General features: G+C 63.3%; 8 protein-coding genes. 3 read left to right on the plus strand and 5 right to left on the minus strand.

Features of this window, described 5'->3' with window-relative positions; translation table 11 throughout:
• Positions 1-51: 51 nt before the first annotated feature.
• The 5 genes from AC3IR3_RS18800 to AC3IR3_RS18820 form a co-directional block, all read right to left on the minus strand.
• Positions 52-1,728: a ShlB/FhaC/HecB family hemolysin secretion/activation protein gene (locus tag AC3IR3_RS18800; RefSeq protein ID WP_489194377.1), complete on the minus strand. Its 1,677-nt coding sequence runs from the start codon at positions 1,726-1,728 to the stop codon at positions 52-54.
• A gap of 56 nt (positions 1,729-1,784) precedes the next feature.
• Positions 1,785-10,712: a YDG domain-containing protein gene (locus AC3IR3_RS18805; protein ID WP_489194378.1), complete on the minus strand. Its 8,928-nt coding sequence runs from the start codon at positions 10,710-10,712 to the stop codon at positions 1,785-1,787.
• A 258-nt stretch (positions 10,713-10,970) separates the two neighbouring features.
• On the minus strand, positions 10,971-13,595 hold the full coding sequence (gene mgtA / locus AC3IR3_RS18810) for a magnesium-translocating P-type ATPase (RefSeq protein WP_489194379.1): 2,625 nt from the start codon (positions 13,593-13,595) through the stop codon (positions 10,971-10,973).
• A 164-nt stretch (positions 13,596-13,759) separates the two neighbouring features.
• Entirely contained in the window at positions 13,760-13,936 is a 177-nt protein-coding gene (locus AC3IR3_RS18815) for a hypothetical protein (RefSeq protein WP_489194381.1), read from the minus strand.
• 254 nt (positions 13,937-14,190) lie between these two features.
• Entirely contained in the window at positions 14,191-15,090 is a 900-nt protein-coding gene (locus AC3IR3_RS18820) for a LysR substrate-binding domain-containing protein (RefSeq protein WP_132145837.1), read from the minus strand.
• Positions 15,091-15,206: 116 nt separating this feature from the next.
• On the opposite strand from AC3IR3_RS18820, the gene AC3IR3_RS18825 reads away from it, so the two are divergent.
• The 3 genes from AC3IR3_RS18825 (at position 15,207) to AC3IR3_RS18835 (ending at position 18,201) form a co-directional block, all read left to right on the plus strand.
• Positions 15,207-15,395 (plus strand): hypothetical protein, encoded by a 189-nt coding sequence (locus tag AC3IR3_RS18825; RefSeq protein ID WP_489194383.1) that lies wholly within the window; start codon positions 15,207-15,209, stop codon positions 15,393-15,395.
• A gap of 70 nt (positions 15,396-15,465) precedes the next feature.
• Positions 15,466-16,413: an aldo/keto reductase gene (locus AC3IR3_RS18830; protein ID WP_489194385.1), complete on the plus strand. Its 948-nt coding sequence runs from the start codon at positions 15,466-15,468 to the stop codon at positions 16,411-16,413.
• 138 nt (positions 16,414-16,551) lie between these two features.
• Positions 16,552-18,201, plus strand: a complete 1,650-nt coding sequence (locus AC3IR3_RS18835) for a methyl-accepting chemotaxis protein (protein WP_489194387.1) — start codon at positions 16,552-16,554, stop codon at positions 18,199-18,201.
• Positions 18,202-18,222: the final 21 nt, after the last annotated feature.

Consider the following 18,222-nt stretch of genomic DNA (forward strand, 5'->3'; position numbering starts at 1 on the left):
ACAGCGGCGGCGGTCGCCTGCTCGCGTAGGTCGGCCGCGAGGTGCGATTACTCAGAAGCCCTTCTGCACCTGCACCCACGCCCTCGCCGATTTCGTCGAACCGATCAATGCCGGCCGTGCGCCGACCGGATGCGATACATCTGCGCTGATGGCCCACTGATCGTCGCCCGCCCAGCGAAGACCGACACCGACGTCCTGCACATGGGCACTGTTGATCCCCGGCGCGAACGTATTCTTATAGATCGTCACGCGTCCGCCATCGGCAAATGCCGTCGCCGTCCAGATGCCGGGTAGCGATACCGCCAGCGTGTGACGGAACTCGATGTTCAGCATCTGACCCTGGGTGCCGGCGATGGCGCCTGTGTCGTAGCCGCGTACATTGTTCGCACCGCCCAGATAGAACTGCTCGGCGGTATCGAGATTGCGGTTCGCCCATTGTCCCTGGAAGCCGAAGTACAAGGCATTGTTGGTCGACAGCTGCTGAAGGCGTGCAATCGAGAACGACCACTTCAGGTAGTGACCCTTCGTTCGCGTGCTGATCGCATCGACGAACTCCGCGAAGTCGTCGTTGAAGCCGAGCTGACCGTATGTTGCCGACAGGTTGAAGTTAGTCACGCCGTGCGTGTCACGAGTATCGCCGGCAAGTACGCCCGTCCAGCTATTCGTATGGCGATGCGTCTGGATGCCGACGACATCGATATCGTCGTTCAGACGACGATGATCGAATTCGAGCTGACCGTAGAGGTTGCCGCGCGTGCTGCGAATGAAAGGATGCGAAATGAACAGGCTGTCGACCTGGGCCGTGCCGTGTCCGCGCAGTGCGCGAAGGTCGCCCGAAAGCCGGTAATCCAGCGCCGATGCCGAGGCGCCGATCACCGTGCCTTCGCCGTTGATCAGGAATCGATAGCCGAGCTGTCCGTACTTCATATTCGCGCCCGACGTGAGCGCGTTGGCGGTAAGCATATCGCCCTGATGGAGCAGGCTGTTGACGTTCAGCGTACCGCTCAGACGCGTACGGCCGGTATACCGGTTGCCATAGTCGTCCAGCGCGACCACGCCGGTATAGCGCGGACGATCGGCCGCGTCGACGACGAGGTCGGACGTACCCGGCTCGCTGCCGGGACGTATGACCGATGTCGTAACCACGCCGGGGATGTCTCCGAGCAGTAGCAGGCTGCGATCGAGGTCACCCTGCGTTACCGGCGTTCCGCTGGCCAGGGACGCAAGCGTCGCTCGCAGCGGACGATCCGACGTCGTACTGTGGTTGTTCAGCGTGACCGCGCCATAGCGCGCTTCGAGTACGGCGATGCGAACCACGCCGCCACTGAGCTTCTGCGCGGGCACATAAGCGCTGGCGAGCGGATAGCCCTTCTCGCGATAAGCCTCGGTGATGCGATCCGCCAGCTCGTACAACTGCGCCAGCGTAAGTTGCTTCCCCTCACCTGAAGCCACCAGCGCATGCAATTCGTCGACTGGCAGCGAGGTCGCGCCGGTGATATCGATGCGATTGACCTGGAACGGTGCGCTATCGCCCCGCGGCCCCTTCTCGGGACGGTGCATATCCAGGCTGGGATCGTTAGCCTGCGGTGGCGTGCGTGGCGGCGGCACTTCCTGCAATAGCTGACCTGCCTGCGGTGGACGCACCTGGGCCTGCACGGCTCCCATGCCAAGCGCGATGAAGATGCAGGCACCGAGGGTTCTGCGCAAAGGGAATACAGAGGACTTCATGGTCGTCACATGGCTGGAAGAGGATTCTTGAAAACGGGGGGCCTGGCTGATTCCGGTCACTGGATCGCATCCGTCGCCGGGCCGACGCCGCCATTGACCACTCGCAGGGACAGGCCCGAATAGAAGTCCTTGCGCCCGAGATTTTCCTCGACCGACTGACGGGTCTTCTTATGGTTGCCCGTGTACTGACCGATCGTGTTCTGCGCGGCGGCGCCGAACGGCGTTTCGATCGAGCTGGGTCCCAGCACGGAATCGATCTGCGTCAACGCGTTAGCCGACTCGCCCTGGCTAGCCAGCGGCAGGATGCTCGCCGTAGTGGCCGCGGTATCGTTGAACGCATAGTTCGCGGCATCGGCACCGGTGGCATAGATACCCGACACGGTGACCGCCTTGCCGTTGCCTACCGTCGCATTCGCGAACAATGCACTGTTCGCACCGAAGCTCACCACGTCGCCGCCGAGCACGCCCGTGCTGGCCAGTCTGGCCGGGTCTCTGGCGTTGCCGTCGAAGAACTTGTCGACGCCCGTCGCATCGACCGTCACCTGGCGGCGCGTGATGTCCGCCGTGGTGGTCGGATTGACGATCAGCACATAGTTGCCCGCGTCGCCCCCGCCGAGTGTCCCGGCGACGTTCACCGTCTTGCCGTTGCCCGCGTTCTTGTCCACGTACCTGCCCGAGGTGGCCAGACTGAGGTCGTCGCCGGCAAGTACACCGTTGAGCGAACCGCTGGTGCCCGCCGACGTGTTGCCGTCATATACCTTGTTGCCGGCGACGATCGCACCGTTCACCGCAAGCGGCGTGACCGTCGCGATATGCGTGCCGCCGATCAACGTGTAGTTGCTGGCCAACGCACCGCCGTTGTCGTTGAGCGTCAGCGAACCCAGGCCTGCCAGCGGCTTACCGGTGGCTACGTTCTTACTCGCCAGCACGCCCTGCCCCGACAGCGTCAGCGTCTCGCCGGCGATGCCGGCGATCAAGCCGGCGCTTCCGAACATCGCGGCACCGCCGATCGCCGTCGCATCGTAGACGCGCGTGCCGGTCAGGTTCAGCACGAGCCGGTCGATGTCGGCCAGCGTGGTCGTGTTGGTGGTGAGCGTGTAGTTGTTCGCGTCCGTTCCGTTCAGCGCACCGGCGACGTTGACCGTCTTGCCGGTGCCGGCGTTCTTGTCCGCGAACGCGCCGGTGGTGGCGAAACCGATATTGTCGCCTGCCAGCACACCGGTGAGCGTCCCCGCGATTCCCGTCGACGTCGTGCCGTCATAGGTTTTGTCAGATGCCGTGATGGTGCCGGAGATGGCGAGCGGCGTGATGTTCGCGGTGGTCAGCGCCGTGCCGTTGTAGCTGTAGTTGGCTGCGTCGGTGCCGCTGGCCGTGATGCCGGTAACCGTCACTGTCTTGCCGTTGCCGACATTCTTGTCCGAGAAGTTGGCCGGACCGCCGGCGAAGACGACCGTATCGCCCGCAAGCACACCGTGACCGGCGACCGTCGCGACATCGTGCGTATTCGCGTCGTACACCTTGTCGGTACCGGTCGCGGTAACGAGGATCGCCAGCGGCGTGATATCCGCCGTCGTCGTCGCGTTGGTGGTCAGCACGTAGTTGCCCGCGTCCGCACCGCTCACGCTACCCGCGACATTGACCGTCTTGCCATTGGCGGCGTTCTTGTCGCTGAAGTTGCCGGACGTGGCGAAGCTCAGCTGGTCGCCCGCGATGACACCCGCCAGCGTGCCGGAGGTAATCGCACCGATCGTCGTGTCGTACACCTTGTTGGCGGCGACGATGCTGCCGACGATGGCAAGCGGCGTGATATCGGCATGGGTCGTGGTCGATGTATTCCAGGTGTAGTTCCCGGCATCCGTACCCGAGCCGGCGATGCCGGTGACCGTCACCGTCTTGTTGGTGCCGACGTTCTTCGTATCGAAATCGGCGGTGCCCTGCGCGAAGTTCACCGTGTCGCCGGCGATCACGCCGGCGCTTCCGAGCGCCGCCGTGCTACTCGTCGTACCGTCATAGACCTTGTTCGGCGCCGTCGCCACGACATTGATCGCCAGCGACGTGATGGCCGCCGTGGTCGTGGCGTTCGTCGTCAGGGTGTAGTTGCGGGCATCGGTACCGCTCAGGCTGCCGGCGACGTTGACGGTCTTGCCCGTGGCGACGTTCTTGTCGCCGAAAGCACCCGTGGTGTCGAAGTTCAGCACGTCGCCAGCGATCTGGCCGGTCAGGGTGCCGTGCGTGACGGCGCCGGTCAGCGCGTCGTAGACCTTGTCGTTTGCCAGGATAGCGCCGGTGATGGCGAGCGGCGTGATGTTCGCCGTGGTGGTCGTCGTCACGTTGTAAAGATAGTTGCCAGCGTCGGCTCCACTGGCCGCTATGCCGGTGACCGTCACCGTTTTTCCGTTGTCGACATTCTTGTCGCCGAAGGCGGAGGAACCGGCGAACGAAACGGTATCGCCCACCAGAATGCCACCTGACGACAGGACGCTCGTTGCACCAGTGCTGCCATCGTAGACCTTGTCGTTCGCGGCGGCGACGACCGTCACATGCAGCGGGTCGACCGTGACCCAGTGAGTTCCGCCGACCAGTGTGTAGTTACCACCGAGCGTGGCTCCGTCGCCGACGAGCTGGAGGGAATCCAGCGACGTCACCGGCTTCTGCGTGCCGACGTTCTTGTTGGCCAGAAGACCCGAGCCGCTGACCGTGAGCGTTTCGCCCGCAACGCCATTGACCGTACCGAACAACGAACCGACCGCGACATTCGATCCGTCGTAGTCACGCTCGCCGTGCAGGTTGATCAGGTACGGCGTGATATTCGCTGAGGTCGTCGTCTGGTTGTTAAGCAACGTGTAGTTGCTCGCGTCCGCGCCGGTCATACCGATACCACTGACCGTGACGAGCTTGCCGTTACCGACGTCCTTCGTATCGAACAGGTTCGACGTATTGGTGAAGACGACGTTGTCGGTAACCACCACGCCCGCGCTTCTCAGCGTAGCGCCCGATGCGGTAGTGGCATCGTAAACACGATCGACACCATCCGCCACGACCGTAATGCCACGGGCGAAGATATCGGCTTTGACGTTCGCCGGCTGATTCAGGTGATAGTTGGCCGAATCGCCGCCGGACACCGTCATGCTCGTCGACACCGACTTGCCCGTACCGACATTCTTGCTGTCGAACGTGCCAGTGGCGACGTTGCCGAGACTGACTGTGTCTCCGACAAGCAGACCGCTCAGCGACGTATTGGAGAGCGTCGCGATCGTGTTGCCGTCATACGTCTTGTTCGCGGCAACGGTGTTGATGATGTAAAGCTCGGCCTGTGTAACGGTGACCTTCACCGACCTGATCTGGTAGTTGCTGGCAAGGAAGGCACCGTTGTCGCCCAGCACGAGCGAACCCACGGTCGCCGCCTTGTTGCTGCCGACATTCTTGTCCGCGAGCGTACCAATGCCGGAAATACTGCCGGTCTCGGACCCGGCGCCATGCACCGTAAAGAGCGCGGCGTCCGCGTTCGTCGTCGTGTCGTATACGCGCGTTCCCAGCAGGTCGAGCAGGTAAGGCGTGATGTTCGCCGTCGTTGCCGCCGCATTGGAAGACAGGATGTAGTTGCCGGCATCCGCGCCAGCCGAGGTAATCCCCGTGACGCTGACGGCCTTGCCGTTACCCACGTCCTTCGTATCGAAGCGCGACGTACCCGCGAAGGTCACCTGGTCCCCACCGACGACACCGCCGCTACCGAGCGCGACGGTAGCCGCGGTCGTCGTGTCGTAGACCTTGTTTACACCCGTGGCATTTACCGTGATCGTTTTGGCATCGATGTTCGCCTTCACGTCCGACGGCTGCTCGAGAATATAGTTGCCGGTGTCCGCGCCAGTGACCGACAGATTCGTCGCCACCGACTTGTTCGTGCCGGCATTCTTCGTATCGAACGTACCCGTCGTCGTGCCGCCCAGCGTGAGGTCGTCGCCGGCGAATCCGCCTTGCAGGACGGACCCGTGGATCGTCGCGCCGGTATTGCCGTCGTATGTCTTGTTGTCCGCGAGCGTTCCGGTGACCGTCAGCGTCGCCGGCGTGATCGTGACCCAGTCGATGCCGCCAACCAGCGTGTAGTTGGTTGCATTACCGGTATTGTTGCCAAGGGTCAGTCCAGTGGTGTCGACGAACGAACGCTGGGAGCCAACGTTCTTCGTCGTCAACGTACCGGTGCCGGTAAGCGTGAGGTACTCGCCGTTCACGCCGGCGATGCGATTGCTTCCATCAAGGAACAGCGCCGCGGCGGCATTCGTCGTCGCGTCGTAAACGCGCGTGCCCTGCAGATTGAGGATCGCCTGCGTGATCGTTCCTCCCGTGCCCGTTGCGGTCGTGGGAAGCAGGTAGTTCGACAGGTTCGTACCGCTGCCGGCGACGAAGTCGGAAACCACCAGCGTCGACTCGAGGCCGATATTGCTTCCAGCGTCCACGGTCTTATAGTTTGCGGTCGCGGACTGCGGCACTTTCGCGCTCTGAGAACCGACGAAGCCGCCGAGCTGGTAGTTGGCATCCGTCAGCGTCACGGAGTTCGACCCATCGTACGGCTTGGTCGGATCGCCGATGATGGTCGCCGTGAGCTGCTTCTTGCGGATATTGGCGGTCAGACCGGTGACCTGGTTGATCGCGTAGTTGCCCGCGCCGGTACCGGTCAACGAGAAACCGGTCGTCGTGACGGCGAGGCCGTCGGCCGCATTCGACGTGCGCGTCGTGCCCTGTGCGTTGCTCGCATCGAGGGACACGACAGCCGCATCGGAACCCAGCAGACCCGTCAGCGTGGCGCCACCCGTCGTGAGGGCGATGGCATTGGTCGCGTCGTAGTCCTTGTCGTTTGCGGTTACGTTGCCAATGTGTAGCTGAGCTTGCGTGATATTGGCCGTCAGACCCGTGATCGGCGCCAGCACGTAATTGCCGATTTCCGAGCCGGAAATCGAAAAACCGTTCGTCGCAACGGAAAGGCCGTTGCCCACGTTGACCTGCGAGAACGTACCCGTCGTGCCGCTTATCAGCGTCACGTTCGATTCGTCCGCCGCGACCAGACCGACAAGAGAACCCGCGCCGCTCAGCGTCGCGGTACTGGTCGTGTCGTAGACTTTGTTCAGTGCGGTAACACCGACGATGGTCAACGGCGCCTTGGTGATCGTGCCGGTGCCGGTCGCGTCGGTGGCAAGCGTGTAGTTCGAAAGCAGCGTTCCCGAATGCGCGATGTACGAGGATGTGGCCATCGTGGCGGTAATGCCCTTGCCATTACCAGCATTCTTATCGTCGAACAGGCTCGACGAAGGCGGCTGGATATCGGCGCCTTCTCCGCTCGCGAATCCCTGCAAGGAGAAATTGCCCGGCACGAGCGATATATAACGGCTGCCGTCGTACACCTTGGTCGGATTGCCGATGATCGACGCCGTGAGTAGTGCGGGCGTAATTTCGCCGGTGCCGTAGGCTGCCGTAGGCAACGTGTAGTTACTGAGGATGGTGCTGCCGGTTGCAACGAAATCCGATGGAGCAAGCGATGCCGATACCGCTTGCTTACCGACGTTCTTGTCGGCGAACGTGCCCGTTGTTTTCGTTACGGTCGCGCCATCGCCGTTTACGAAGCCGATCAGATTGAAGTTGCTCGCCGTGAGATTGGCAACCGTCGTGCCGTCATAAGCGCGGGTGATGCCCAGGAGTTCGGCGTAAATCTCTTTAGCGGCAAGCGGTGCGGGCACGATCGTGCCCATGCCAGTCATCACCGTGGGGAAGACGTAGTTGCCGAGAATCGTGCCGCCTGTCGGGCTGAAATCACCCGCACCAAGGTTCGCGGTTACGAGCCACTGGCCAGCATTCTGATTCGCATATGCGCCGGTCGTCTTGGTGACGGTGGCGCCTTCGCCAGCAAGGAAGCCATTGAGCTGGAAGTTCGCGTTCGTAAGATTCGCGACCGTCGTGCCGTCGTAATTCCTGGTCGGATTGCCGATCAACGCATACGTCAACGTAATCGGCGTGATGGTACCAAGGCCCGTGACCGACAACGGGAAGCTGTAATCGGAAAGCTGCGTCGCTCCCGTCAGGCTGAAGACGGACGCTTCGAGCAGCGCGGTGATCGTGTGCGAACCTGCGTCCTTGCCATCGTAGGTCGCGCCGGCGCTCTGCGTGACCGTGCCGCCGTCACTGCCCTGGAAGCCTGTAATCGTGACATCGCCATTAGCGATGTTGGCGTTGTTCGTGCCGTTGTACGTGCGCGACGGGTTGCCCGTGATCGTGATCGCGAGCGCCGCCGGCGTGATGTTCGCCGTGAGTCCGGCCGGCTGGGTCAACGTGTAATTGCCCGTGCCCGCGCCGACGAGCGAGAAGCCCGTCGTGGTAACGCCGATGCCGTTGCCCGCATGCGTGGTGGCGAAGTTCCCCACAGCTCCCGACGCATCGAGCGTGATATTGCCCTGATCGACGGCGACCAGACCATTGAGCGATGCGCCGCCAAGAACCAGCGATGCGATCGTCTTTGCGTCGTAAACCTTGTTCAGCGCGCTGATGTTGGCGATCGTCAGCGCCTTCGGCGTGATGGAGCCGGTCAGGTCATTCGGCATCACCAGATCGTAGTTGTGAGCCTGGCTACCGGTGAGTACGAAGCCACTCGCCGTCACGGACTTGCCGGTGCCGACGTTCGCATCGGCGAACGTACCGGCACCACCGCTGGTATCGAGCGTCACATTGCTCGCGTCCGGCGCGATCACGCCATAAATGTTTACCTTGCTCTTATCGAGCGCGTCGGCCGTGCTTCCGTCGTACACCTTGTCGGTGCCGAGCAGACCGGTGAGCTGCACCTGAGCCTTGTTGATCGTGCCCATGCCGGTGGCTTGCGACGGAAGCGTGTAGTTCGCCAGTCGCGTGCCGTTGCCCGCGACGAAGTTCGACGGCAGGAATGCCGCGCTCACGCTTTCCGCGCCCGCATCGGCGGCAGCATAGGCAACCGAACTCGGCTGGCTGAAGGTGACGTTCTCGCCCGTCACCAGCCCGACCAACAGATAGTTCGACGCGCTGAGCGTCGCCGTGGTCGAACCGTCGTAGGTCTTCGTCGGATTGCCGACGATCGCAACGGTGAGCGCTTTCGGATCGATGATGCCGATGCTTGCCGATCGCGGCAGGCCGGCCACCTGATAGCCATAGACGGGAATGCCGCCGGCGTCGGTGAAAGTCAGGCTCGCACCCGACGAAGGCACGGTCACGGCGATGCCCGTCGCGGCGTTGGCGCTGGCGTAGCTGCCGGTCGCGGCGGCGATCTTGTCCGAATTGATCAGGCCGGTGCTGTTGATATTGGCCCCGGCAAGCGTTGCGACCGTCGTGCCGTCGTACGTCTTGCGCACGCTGCCGGTCAGGCCGGTCACCGTGACGGTCGGCGCGACGCTGTAGAGGAAGCCGTTGCCGGAGGCAGCCGGCGTGGCGCCCGCCGCTGCGTTGTACTGGATGAAGTTCGGCGCCAGGCCGCCCGTCGTGCTGGCCGTGGGGTTGGTCGAGTACACCAGCCAGCGCCCGGAAGCCGAAGTCAGCGCATTCGCGCCGGCGTTATTGATGAAATTGCCCTTCGCCGTCAGCGACACGCCGGTACCGCCCTCGATCGTGCCACCACCGGCCAGCGAGATATTCCCGGCTCCGGCGTTCATCACGACGCCGCCCGCGCCGTTGATCGCCGCATTGACGGCGATGCCACGGAAGGCATCCAGCGTCAGTGTCGCGGCCGCATTCGACCAGTTGATCGCCGAGTTGACGATGATGTCGCCCGAGCCGGCCGGGTTCTGCACGCCCGCGCCACTGGCGCCGCTGGCGGTCGTCGTTTCGGTAACGTTGGTGCCACCGTTGAGCGTCGTCGAAATGGTGCTGGCCGCTGCCGCGTCGATGGTCAGATCGTAAGGATCGATCAGCCATGTACCCGCCTTGCCGTGCGGCGCCGCGGCGGTGATCTTCGCGCCGCCTCCGATGTTGACGTAGGCCGCCGAGGTTTCGATGGCGCCGCCGTTGCCGCCCGTCGGAGCGCTCGCGTCGAGCGTACCGCCGACGTTGGTCGTGCCGGCGGTCATGCCGCCCAGCAGCGTGATGCTGCCGTCGCGGTTCTCGACTGTCTGCGCGCGGATCACACCCGTGTTGTTGACCGTGCTGGTCAGCAGCGAGTCGGCCGCTCCGGCCGTCATGAATACGCGACCGCCGTCGGCCTGGATCAGCTGGCGATTCTCGGCGAGGTTGTCCAGCGTGCTCTTGTCGACCTGGATGGAAACGAGCTGGTTCGCGTCGAAGGTCAGCGTAACGGCGCTACCGGCGCCCATGGCCACGCTGCCCAGACGTGCCGAGATGGTGCCCTGATTGGATACGCGGTTGCCGAGCAGCGCCACATAGCCGCCGGGGGCCACGTTGATGCTGCCGAGGTTGACGACGCTGCCTTTGCCGTCGCCGCTGAAGCTGCGCTTGCTCGAGGACATCGACGCATCGGCCGTGTCGAGCGTGGATGCCACCAGGCCGCCGACGTTGACCTGCGCACCCTTGCCGAACAGCACGCCGTTCGGGTTGATGAGCCAGACCTGGCCGTTCGCGTTGAGATGGCCGTAGATCTCGCTGGCGGAGTTCCCAAGGATGCGATTCACGGCAATCGAGTTCGCGCCCGGCTGCACGAAGTTCACCGTCTCGTTGGCCGCGATGTCGAAGCTCTGCCAGTTCAGGGACAGGTGCTGGCTGGCCTGGGAAATGGTCGTCGTCGCGCCGTTGTGGGCGATGCTGCCGGTGCCGGCAACGATCTGACCACCGGTCTGATCGGCAAGGACCTGCCCCGACGAACCCAGCGCCAACGCGGCGGCCAGCAGGGTCTTCGTCAGTCGTGGGCCACCCGTGCGATCCACGACGCGGGATGCTCCGGGGCGAGCGCCACGAGCGAGCTCGCTGGCCGCAACCCACTGATTCGTAGAAATATTCCAGCAAAGACGATAGATCCGATTCATCGACAACCCTTGAGCACGATAGGCATGGGGGGGTCACGTCGCCGATGCGACCGAAATGCGCTTTGGATCCCCCTTAAGGACCGGGCGCGGTAATACAGCGCCCTGCGTAGGGGCGAATGCTCTCCGATATCGCCACGAAACGGAAGTGCCGTTTTGTGAACAAGATCACACTGAAATTCGAATCAATGTGCAAAGGGCTCGCTTCTCTACATGCAGGGGCGCGCTCAAGCGCACCCCTGCACATAACAGCCCGCTGGGTTATAGCCAGCGGCCGAACCGCCGGATGTAGATCGTCTTCATCACCTGCGTCAGCGCGCTGTAGCACAGCAACGTCACGGCCAGCCAGGCGAAATAGATGCCCGGGAGGGGCTGCATGCCGATCTTGGCGCCCAGCCCCGAATAGGGAACGAGCATGCCGACCACGATGATCAGGCCGGTCAGCGCCAGCACCGGCGCCGAGGCGACGCTCTGCAGGAACGGAATGCGGCGCGTGCGGATCATGTGCACGATCAGCGTCTGGGACAGCAGGCCTTCGATGAACCAGCCGGACTGGAACAGCGACTGATGGGCGACGTCGTTGGCTCCGAAGTAATGCCACAGAAGCCAGAACGTCGTGATGTCGAAGATCGAGCTGACCGGACCGATCCACACCATGAAACGGCCGATGTCGCGCGCGTCCCACTTGCGCGGCTTGCGCAGGTATTCCTCGTCCATCCGGTCGAAGGGGATGGAAAGCTGGGACAGGTCGTACAGCAGGTTCTGCACCAGGATCTGCAAGGGCAGCATGGGCAGGAAGGGCAGGAAGGCGCTCGCCACCAGCACGCTGAAGACGTTGCCGAAGTTGGAGCTGGCCGTCATCTTGATGTACTTCATGATGTTGCCGAAGGTGACGCGCCCCTCGAGCACTCCTTCTTCCAGCACCATCAGATTCTTTTCGAGCAGGATGATATCGGCCGATTCCTTGGCGATATCCGTTGCCGTGTCGACGGAAATGCCGACGTCCGCCTCGCGAAGCGCGGGGGCATCGTTGATGCCGTCGCCGAGGAAGCCTACCGTGTGGCCGCGGCGCTGCAGCGACTTGACCACGCGCGCCTTCTGGGTCGGAGACATCTTCGCGAAGACGGTCGTGCGATCGACCAGTTCGTCCAGCGCGTCGTCGTCCAGCGCCTCGACATCGCGACCGAGTATCGAAGCGACGACATCCAGCCCCACTTCCGAGCAGATCTTGCGGGTCACGGCCTCGTTGTCGCCGGTGATGACCTTGACCGCCACGCCGTGGTGGTGGAGCGCGCGGATAGCCGTCGCAGCCGAATCCTTCGGCGGATCGAGGAAGGCGAGACAGCCCACCGCGGTCAGCCCGCTTTCGTCGGCGACACCGTAGGGACGGTCGTGCAGCGGCTCGCGACGAATGGCCACGACCAGTACGCGCAGACCGTCTTCGTTGAGCCGGCGCGTCATCGAGCGGATTTCCCGGCGTTTTTCGTCGGTCATCGGCTCGACGACGTCGCCCGTCCTGGCTTCGGTGCAGATGGCCAGCATTTCCTCGACGGCGCCCTTGCAGATCAGCAGGTGCTGGCCGTCGTCTCCGGTCACGACCACGGACATGCGGCGACGCTGAAAATCGAACGGGATTTCGTCGACGATGCGGAAGCGACGGGCGCTGGGCTCCAGATCGCGATGCGCGAGCACGGCCTTGTCCATCAGGTTGCGCAGGCCGGTCTGGAAACGGCTGTTGAGATAGCCGTATTCCAGGGCCTCGTCGGACTCGGCACCGGCCAGATCGAGATGACGCTCCAGCACGATCTTGTCCAGCGTGAGCGTGCCGGTCTTATCCGTGCACAGCACGTCCATGGCGCCGAAGTTCTGGATGGCATTCAGACGCTTGACCACCACCTTGCGCTTCGACATGGCGAGCGCGCCCTTGCCGAGATTGGCGGTCACAATCAGGGGCAGCATTTCCGGGGTGAGACCCACGGCCACCGACAACGCGAACATGAAGGCCTCGACCCAGTCGCCCTTGTCGAAACCGTTGATCAGGAAAACGATCGGCACCATCACCGCCATGAAGCGGATCAGCAGCCAGCTGACGCTGGACACGCCACGATCGAAGCTCGTCTGGACGCGCTGACCGGAAAGCGTATGCGCCAGGGAACCCAGATAGGTGCGCTGCCCGGTGGCGAGGACGACCGCGGTCGCGGTGCCGCTGACCACGTTGGTGCCCATGTAGCAAACGGTCGACAGGTCGAGGGGATTGCCCACGTCGCCGACGTCGCGGCCGTTCGGCGCGACCTTCTCCACCGGCAGCGATTCGCCCGTGAGAATGGCCTGGCTGATGAAGAGATCCTTGGCGGCCAGCAGACGCAGGTCGGCCGGCACCATGTCGCCGGCACCCAGGTGCACGATATCGCCGACCACCAGTTCCTCGACCGGCACTTCGATACGCTCGGCATGATCGTCGTCCGCGCGACGCGTGACCGTCGAGGTATTCCGGACCATCGCCTTGAGCTTTTCCGCCGCATGCGACGAGCGGAATTCCTGGGTAAAGCTCAGCAGGACACTGATGCCCACCATCACGCAGATGATGACCGGACCGGTGAGGTCATCCGGCTCGGTGACCAACTGCACGATCGCAAGTACGACCAGCACGATGATGAACGGGTTCTTGAACGCGCGAAGCAGCTGCAGCGACCAGTGCGGCGGCTTCTCGTGACTGACTTCGTTGACGCCGTCGCGGTCGAGACGCTCCGCGATCTGCGCTTCGTTCAGGCCGTCGAGACCGCTGTCCAGCGACGCAAGCAGCTCCGGGCCGGCACGGAAAGCGTCCCGGACGATAGTGTTCTGGAGCGGGGTTGCAGCCGGATCAGCTGCGCGGTGCTTCTTCATGATGACTCGCTTTCCCTGGTGCACATCGAAGCCACCGGGCGCGAGCGGACGTCAACCGGGGTTGCGACGTCCCGCGCCGGCGCGGAGCCGACGAATGGATATTCTGCTGGTCATCGACATGGAGCCGTGCGGCGGACGCCGCGCCCCTGTCGCTGTATCGCTGCTCATGATGGCAAAAGGGTGCGACTCTTGGGTTTCGCCAGGCTTTCTTCGGCATGACGGGACCGTGGCACGGTAATGGTGCGCGGACGTGCGGAAACATCGGCGCGGCGGCGGGCCAGCGCGAACGCGAGACGACGGCCGAACATGCGGGCGCCGGACATATCAAGATTGAGCTTCATGGCTCACTCCTCGGATAACGGAAGCCGTAGGCTTCCGTCGAGGGTGAGCCGGACTTTCCTAGTCAGGAAAGCGCCGGCAGACCTTTACGGTCGCCGCGGGCGATTATTTTTCAACGCCGCCCTCCGATGCTTGCGGATGTCGGCGCGTCGACTAGGGTAGACGTCCATATGCCTTGGTTAAGAAATGGCAGGGTGCTGAAGGCGCGTGAAGCCGCGCGATAGCGCGAGAATTGTCGTGCTGCGCTGCGCAAGTGTCAAGCCTTTGGTGGCTCGCCGAGACCCGCTTCGTGACACGCGGCCTCCTCCAGCAACCAACCCCTGAAAGCCGTCATGCCGGCGTGGGTTTCCGACCGCCGTGGATAGACGAGATAATAGGCTTCCGCGACCCGCAGCCGCTCCTCGCACAGCATGACCAGCGCACCGCATTCGATGAGCGAGCGCGCCATCACCAGCCGCGCGAGGGCCACGCCCATGCCCTCCAGCGCCGCGCGCTGCATGGTTTCGGTGTTATCGAACCGGGCCACGTACCGGCCCGGCAAGGGCGTTTTGAATTTCTCGGCCCAGCCCGTCCAGCGCCCCGACGGGTCGCCCAGCAGCGGCCATCCCGCAAGGGACACGTCGGGCATGCCGCCCATACGCTCGATCAGCGCCGGACTGGCCACGGGCACGATGTACTCGCCGAACAGGCGCTCCGCCGTGGTGCGCGGCCATTGCCCCATGCCATAACGGATGGCGGCATCGACCGGCTCGCGATCGAAATCCACGAGCGATGCGGTGGATTGCAGGCTGATTTCCAGCTCGGGATGGCGCGCGACCAGACGGGGAAGCCGCGGTACCAGCCAGCTGGAGGCGACCGAGGGCAGCACGCTGACCGTCAGCGCATCCTGATGGCGCCCCGCGTAGCGATGCAGTGCCTGCTCGATGCCGTCGAAATGGTGTCCGATAGCATCCAGCAGATGATTCCCGTCCATGGTGAGGACCACGCCACGAGGACCGCGCTCGAACAGTCTGCGGCCGAGGCGGGTTTCCAGGTTGCGGATCTGGTGACTGAGGGCACTGACAGTCAGGTTCAGCTGCTCGGCCGCACGCGACAGTTTGCCGGTACGGGCAACCAGCACGAACCCTTGCAATAGAGCCAACGGCATCCGGGACATGTGAATTTCCCTCAAGTCTGGATTGCAAACATATCGCTTTTTTCGCCGCAGTCCAGAGCGCACGCTTTGTCCCCACACCAAGTCGCAGCTTTCTGCGACAGTCCGGGGAGAGGATCATGGCTTCGATGTTTACGGGTCTGGCGTTCCTGCACGGTCACATCACGAATCGAGAGCTGCTGTTCTCGCTGGCAAAGGCCGAAAACGAGCGGGAAGCCGCGAAAGTCCGCAGACCGCAGGCCGCGGAGAAGAGCGCACCCTGCCCCGCTCCGACCGACTGCGTGATCGGACCGCGACACGCCTGCTGATCGTCGACGACGCCACGTCGACCGACGTGGCGGCATCATGGGTGTTTTCCATTCTCGCTGGATATCCCCCATGAATAAACGCAGGCTAGGCCGGTCGCCGCTGGAAGTCGCGCCACTGGCGTTCGGAGGCAATGTATTCGGATGGAGCGCCGACGAAAAGCGCTCCTTCGAACTGCTGGACGCCTTCGTGGACGAAGGCTTCAACCTGATCGACACCGCCGACGTCTACGAAGCCTGGGTTCCGGGTAACGAAGGCGGAGAGTCGGAAGCGATTATCGGCAAATGGCTGAAGAAGTCCGGCAAGCGCGACCAGGTGGTCGTAGCCACGAAAGTCGGCAAGTGGGCCCGCTATCCGGGCCTCTCGCCTGTCAACATCCGCGAAGCCGTGGACGACTCGCTGCGCCGCCTTCAGACCGACCGCATCGACCTGTACCAGGCGCATGAGGACGATCCGAAAGTGCCGCTAGAGGAAACCATGCACGCTTTCGCCGATCTGGTGAAGCAAGGCAAGGTGCGTGTGCTCGGCGCGTCCAATTACAGCGCCAGCCGCCTGGCCGACGCCCTGAAATTCAGCAAGGACCATGGCCTGCCACGCTACGAAACGCTGCAGCCGGAATACAACCTGCTGGACCGCGCCGGGTACGAGGGCGAACTGCAGCCGCTGGTCGTGAAGGAAGATGTCGGCGTTATCAGCTATTACTCGCTGGCCAGCGGATTCCTGACCGGCAAGTACCGTAGCGAAGCCGATCTGGACAAGAGCAAAGCGCGCGGCGGCAAAGCAAAGACGTATCTCGATGCCCGTGGCCTGCGTGTGCTCGGTGCGCTGGACGAAGTCGCCGCAGCGCAGCGCGCTAAGCCAGTGCAGGTCGCACTGGCATGGCTGATGACGCGTCCCGGCATCGCCGCACCGATCGCCAGTGCGACCAGCGTCGAGCAGTTACGAGAGCTGGCTGGCGCGGTGAGGTTGACGCTGTCGCCCGAAGAAATCGGCAAACTGGAAAAAGCCAGCGCGACCTGAATCCGGCTGCCGTTTTTTGTAGGAGCCCGCAAGCGGGCTCCTACAGTAAACCTCCGACGCACTCGTACGGCCGTCACCGACAACAGCCTCCCTGCCTCGTGCCGATATGGATGCATCGGCTACGTGAGGAGAGAAACGGTGCGCATATCGGTAAGAGCAAGAATCGGCGGTTCGATGGGCGCGGTGTTACTCGTTGCACTGGTACTGGGCCTGGTGGGCATCCGTGGCATACGGGCCAGCAACGACCAGCTCGACCGCATGTACAACAGCAACGTTCGACCGATCGCCGCCATCGGCGACGTGCGATCGATGATCGTCGAGAACCGCGCTCTGCTTACCCGCGAAATGCTCCGGGCAACGGGAGACGGCGCCGCCACCCGCGCCGAAATACTGAAAAACATCGCGCAACTCGACGCGTCGTGGGCGTCCTACTATCCATCCATGGTCACGTCGGACGATGAGCGAACACAGGCTCTGGCTTTCATCGCGATAAAGGAAAAAGCACGACCGCTCGTTCGGAAAACCCTATCGCTTATAGAAACGGGAAATACGTCCGAAGCGCGAAAGCTCATCCTCGATGAGGTGGCGCCGGTGCTTACCGAAGAATCCAATCTCGCCGACGCCATTGCCGCGAGCAATACCAGGGAAGCCGCGGACGCCTTTGCCAGCGCGGGTAACGCGTATCGCTTCACATTCGTGCTGACGGTCGTGGTGGCCGCCATAGGCATGGTCTTCGTGGTGCTGCTCGGCATGCTGTTGTCGCGATCGGTCATGCGGCCACTGGTACGTGCTCGCTCACTGGTTCAGGCGATCAGCCACGGCAAGCTGGGCAACAACTGGGCGACCCGTTCGCGAGACGAGTTCGGCGACATGCTGGACGCGCTTGGCAGCATGGACCTGCGACTATCGGAGATCGTCGGCTCCATTCGCACATCGTCCGAAGACGTAAGCGGCGCGGCGCGCGATATCTCGCGCGGCAACGACGATCTGTCGCAGCGCACGCAAGAACAGGCCAGCTCTCTCGAGCAAACCGCGGCCTCCATGGAACAAATGGCCGCCTCGGTAAAGCAGAACGCCGATGGCGCGGACCACGCGCGGCGCATGGCGGCACAGGTTCGCCAGAACGCCGAACAGGGATCGGGCATTTCGAACGATGCCGTCGCTGCGATGCATGAAATCACGGCGTCGAGTGCGCAGATCGGCGAGATCGTGGTACTGATCGACGAGATCGCATTCCAGACCAACCTTCTCGCCCTGAATGCAGCGGTTGAAGCTGCACGCGCCGGCGAGCAGGGCCGCGGTTTTGCGGTCGTCGCCTCCGAAGTTCGCATGCTTTCGCAACGTAGCAGCGCCGCCGCTCGGGAGATTCGTACTCTGATCCAGAGCAGCAGTCTGAAAGTACGCGAAGGTGCGGAGCTCGTCGAACGTACCGGTCAGGCGCTGAACGAAATCGCCGTGGGCGCCCGCACCGTCAACGCCATCGTCGAGGAAATCGCCGCCGCATCGCAGCAGCAGGCTGCCGGTATCGGCGAGGTCAACCACGCCGTCAGTGCGCTCGACGAAGTCACGCAACAGAACGCCGCACTCGTGGAGGAAGCCAGCGCGGCCAGTCGCAGGGCATTCGAGCTGTCGCAGGCGCTTCTGGAACGGATCACGTTCTTTCGCTTCGACGACGCGCTACCAGTTCCTTCCGTCGCGACAGCGACCGCGCCTCCTCCGGCACCGGCCTCGCATGAAAAACGACTGCCTTCCGTACCGTCATCCGGTCCGTTGTGGAAGGAATTCTGAGCTTCGCCGCAAGAGAATACA

Source organism: Luteibacter sp. GL_149, from assembly GCF_057834065.1.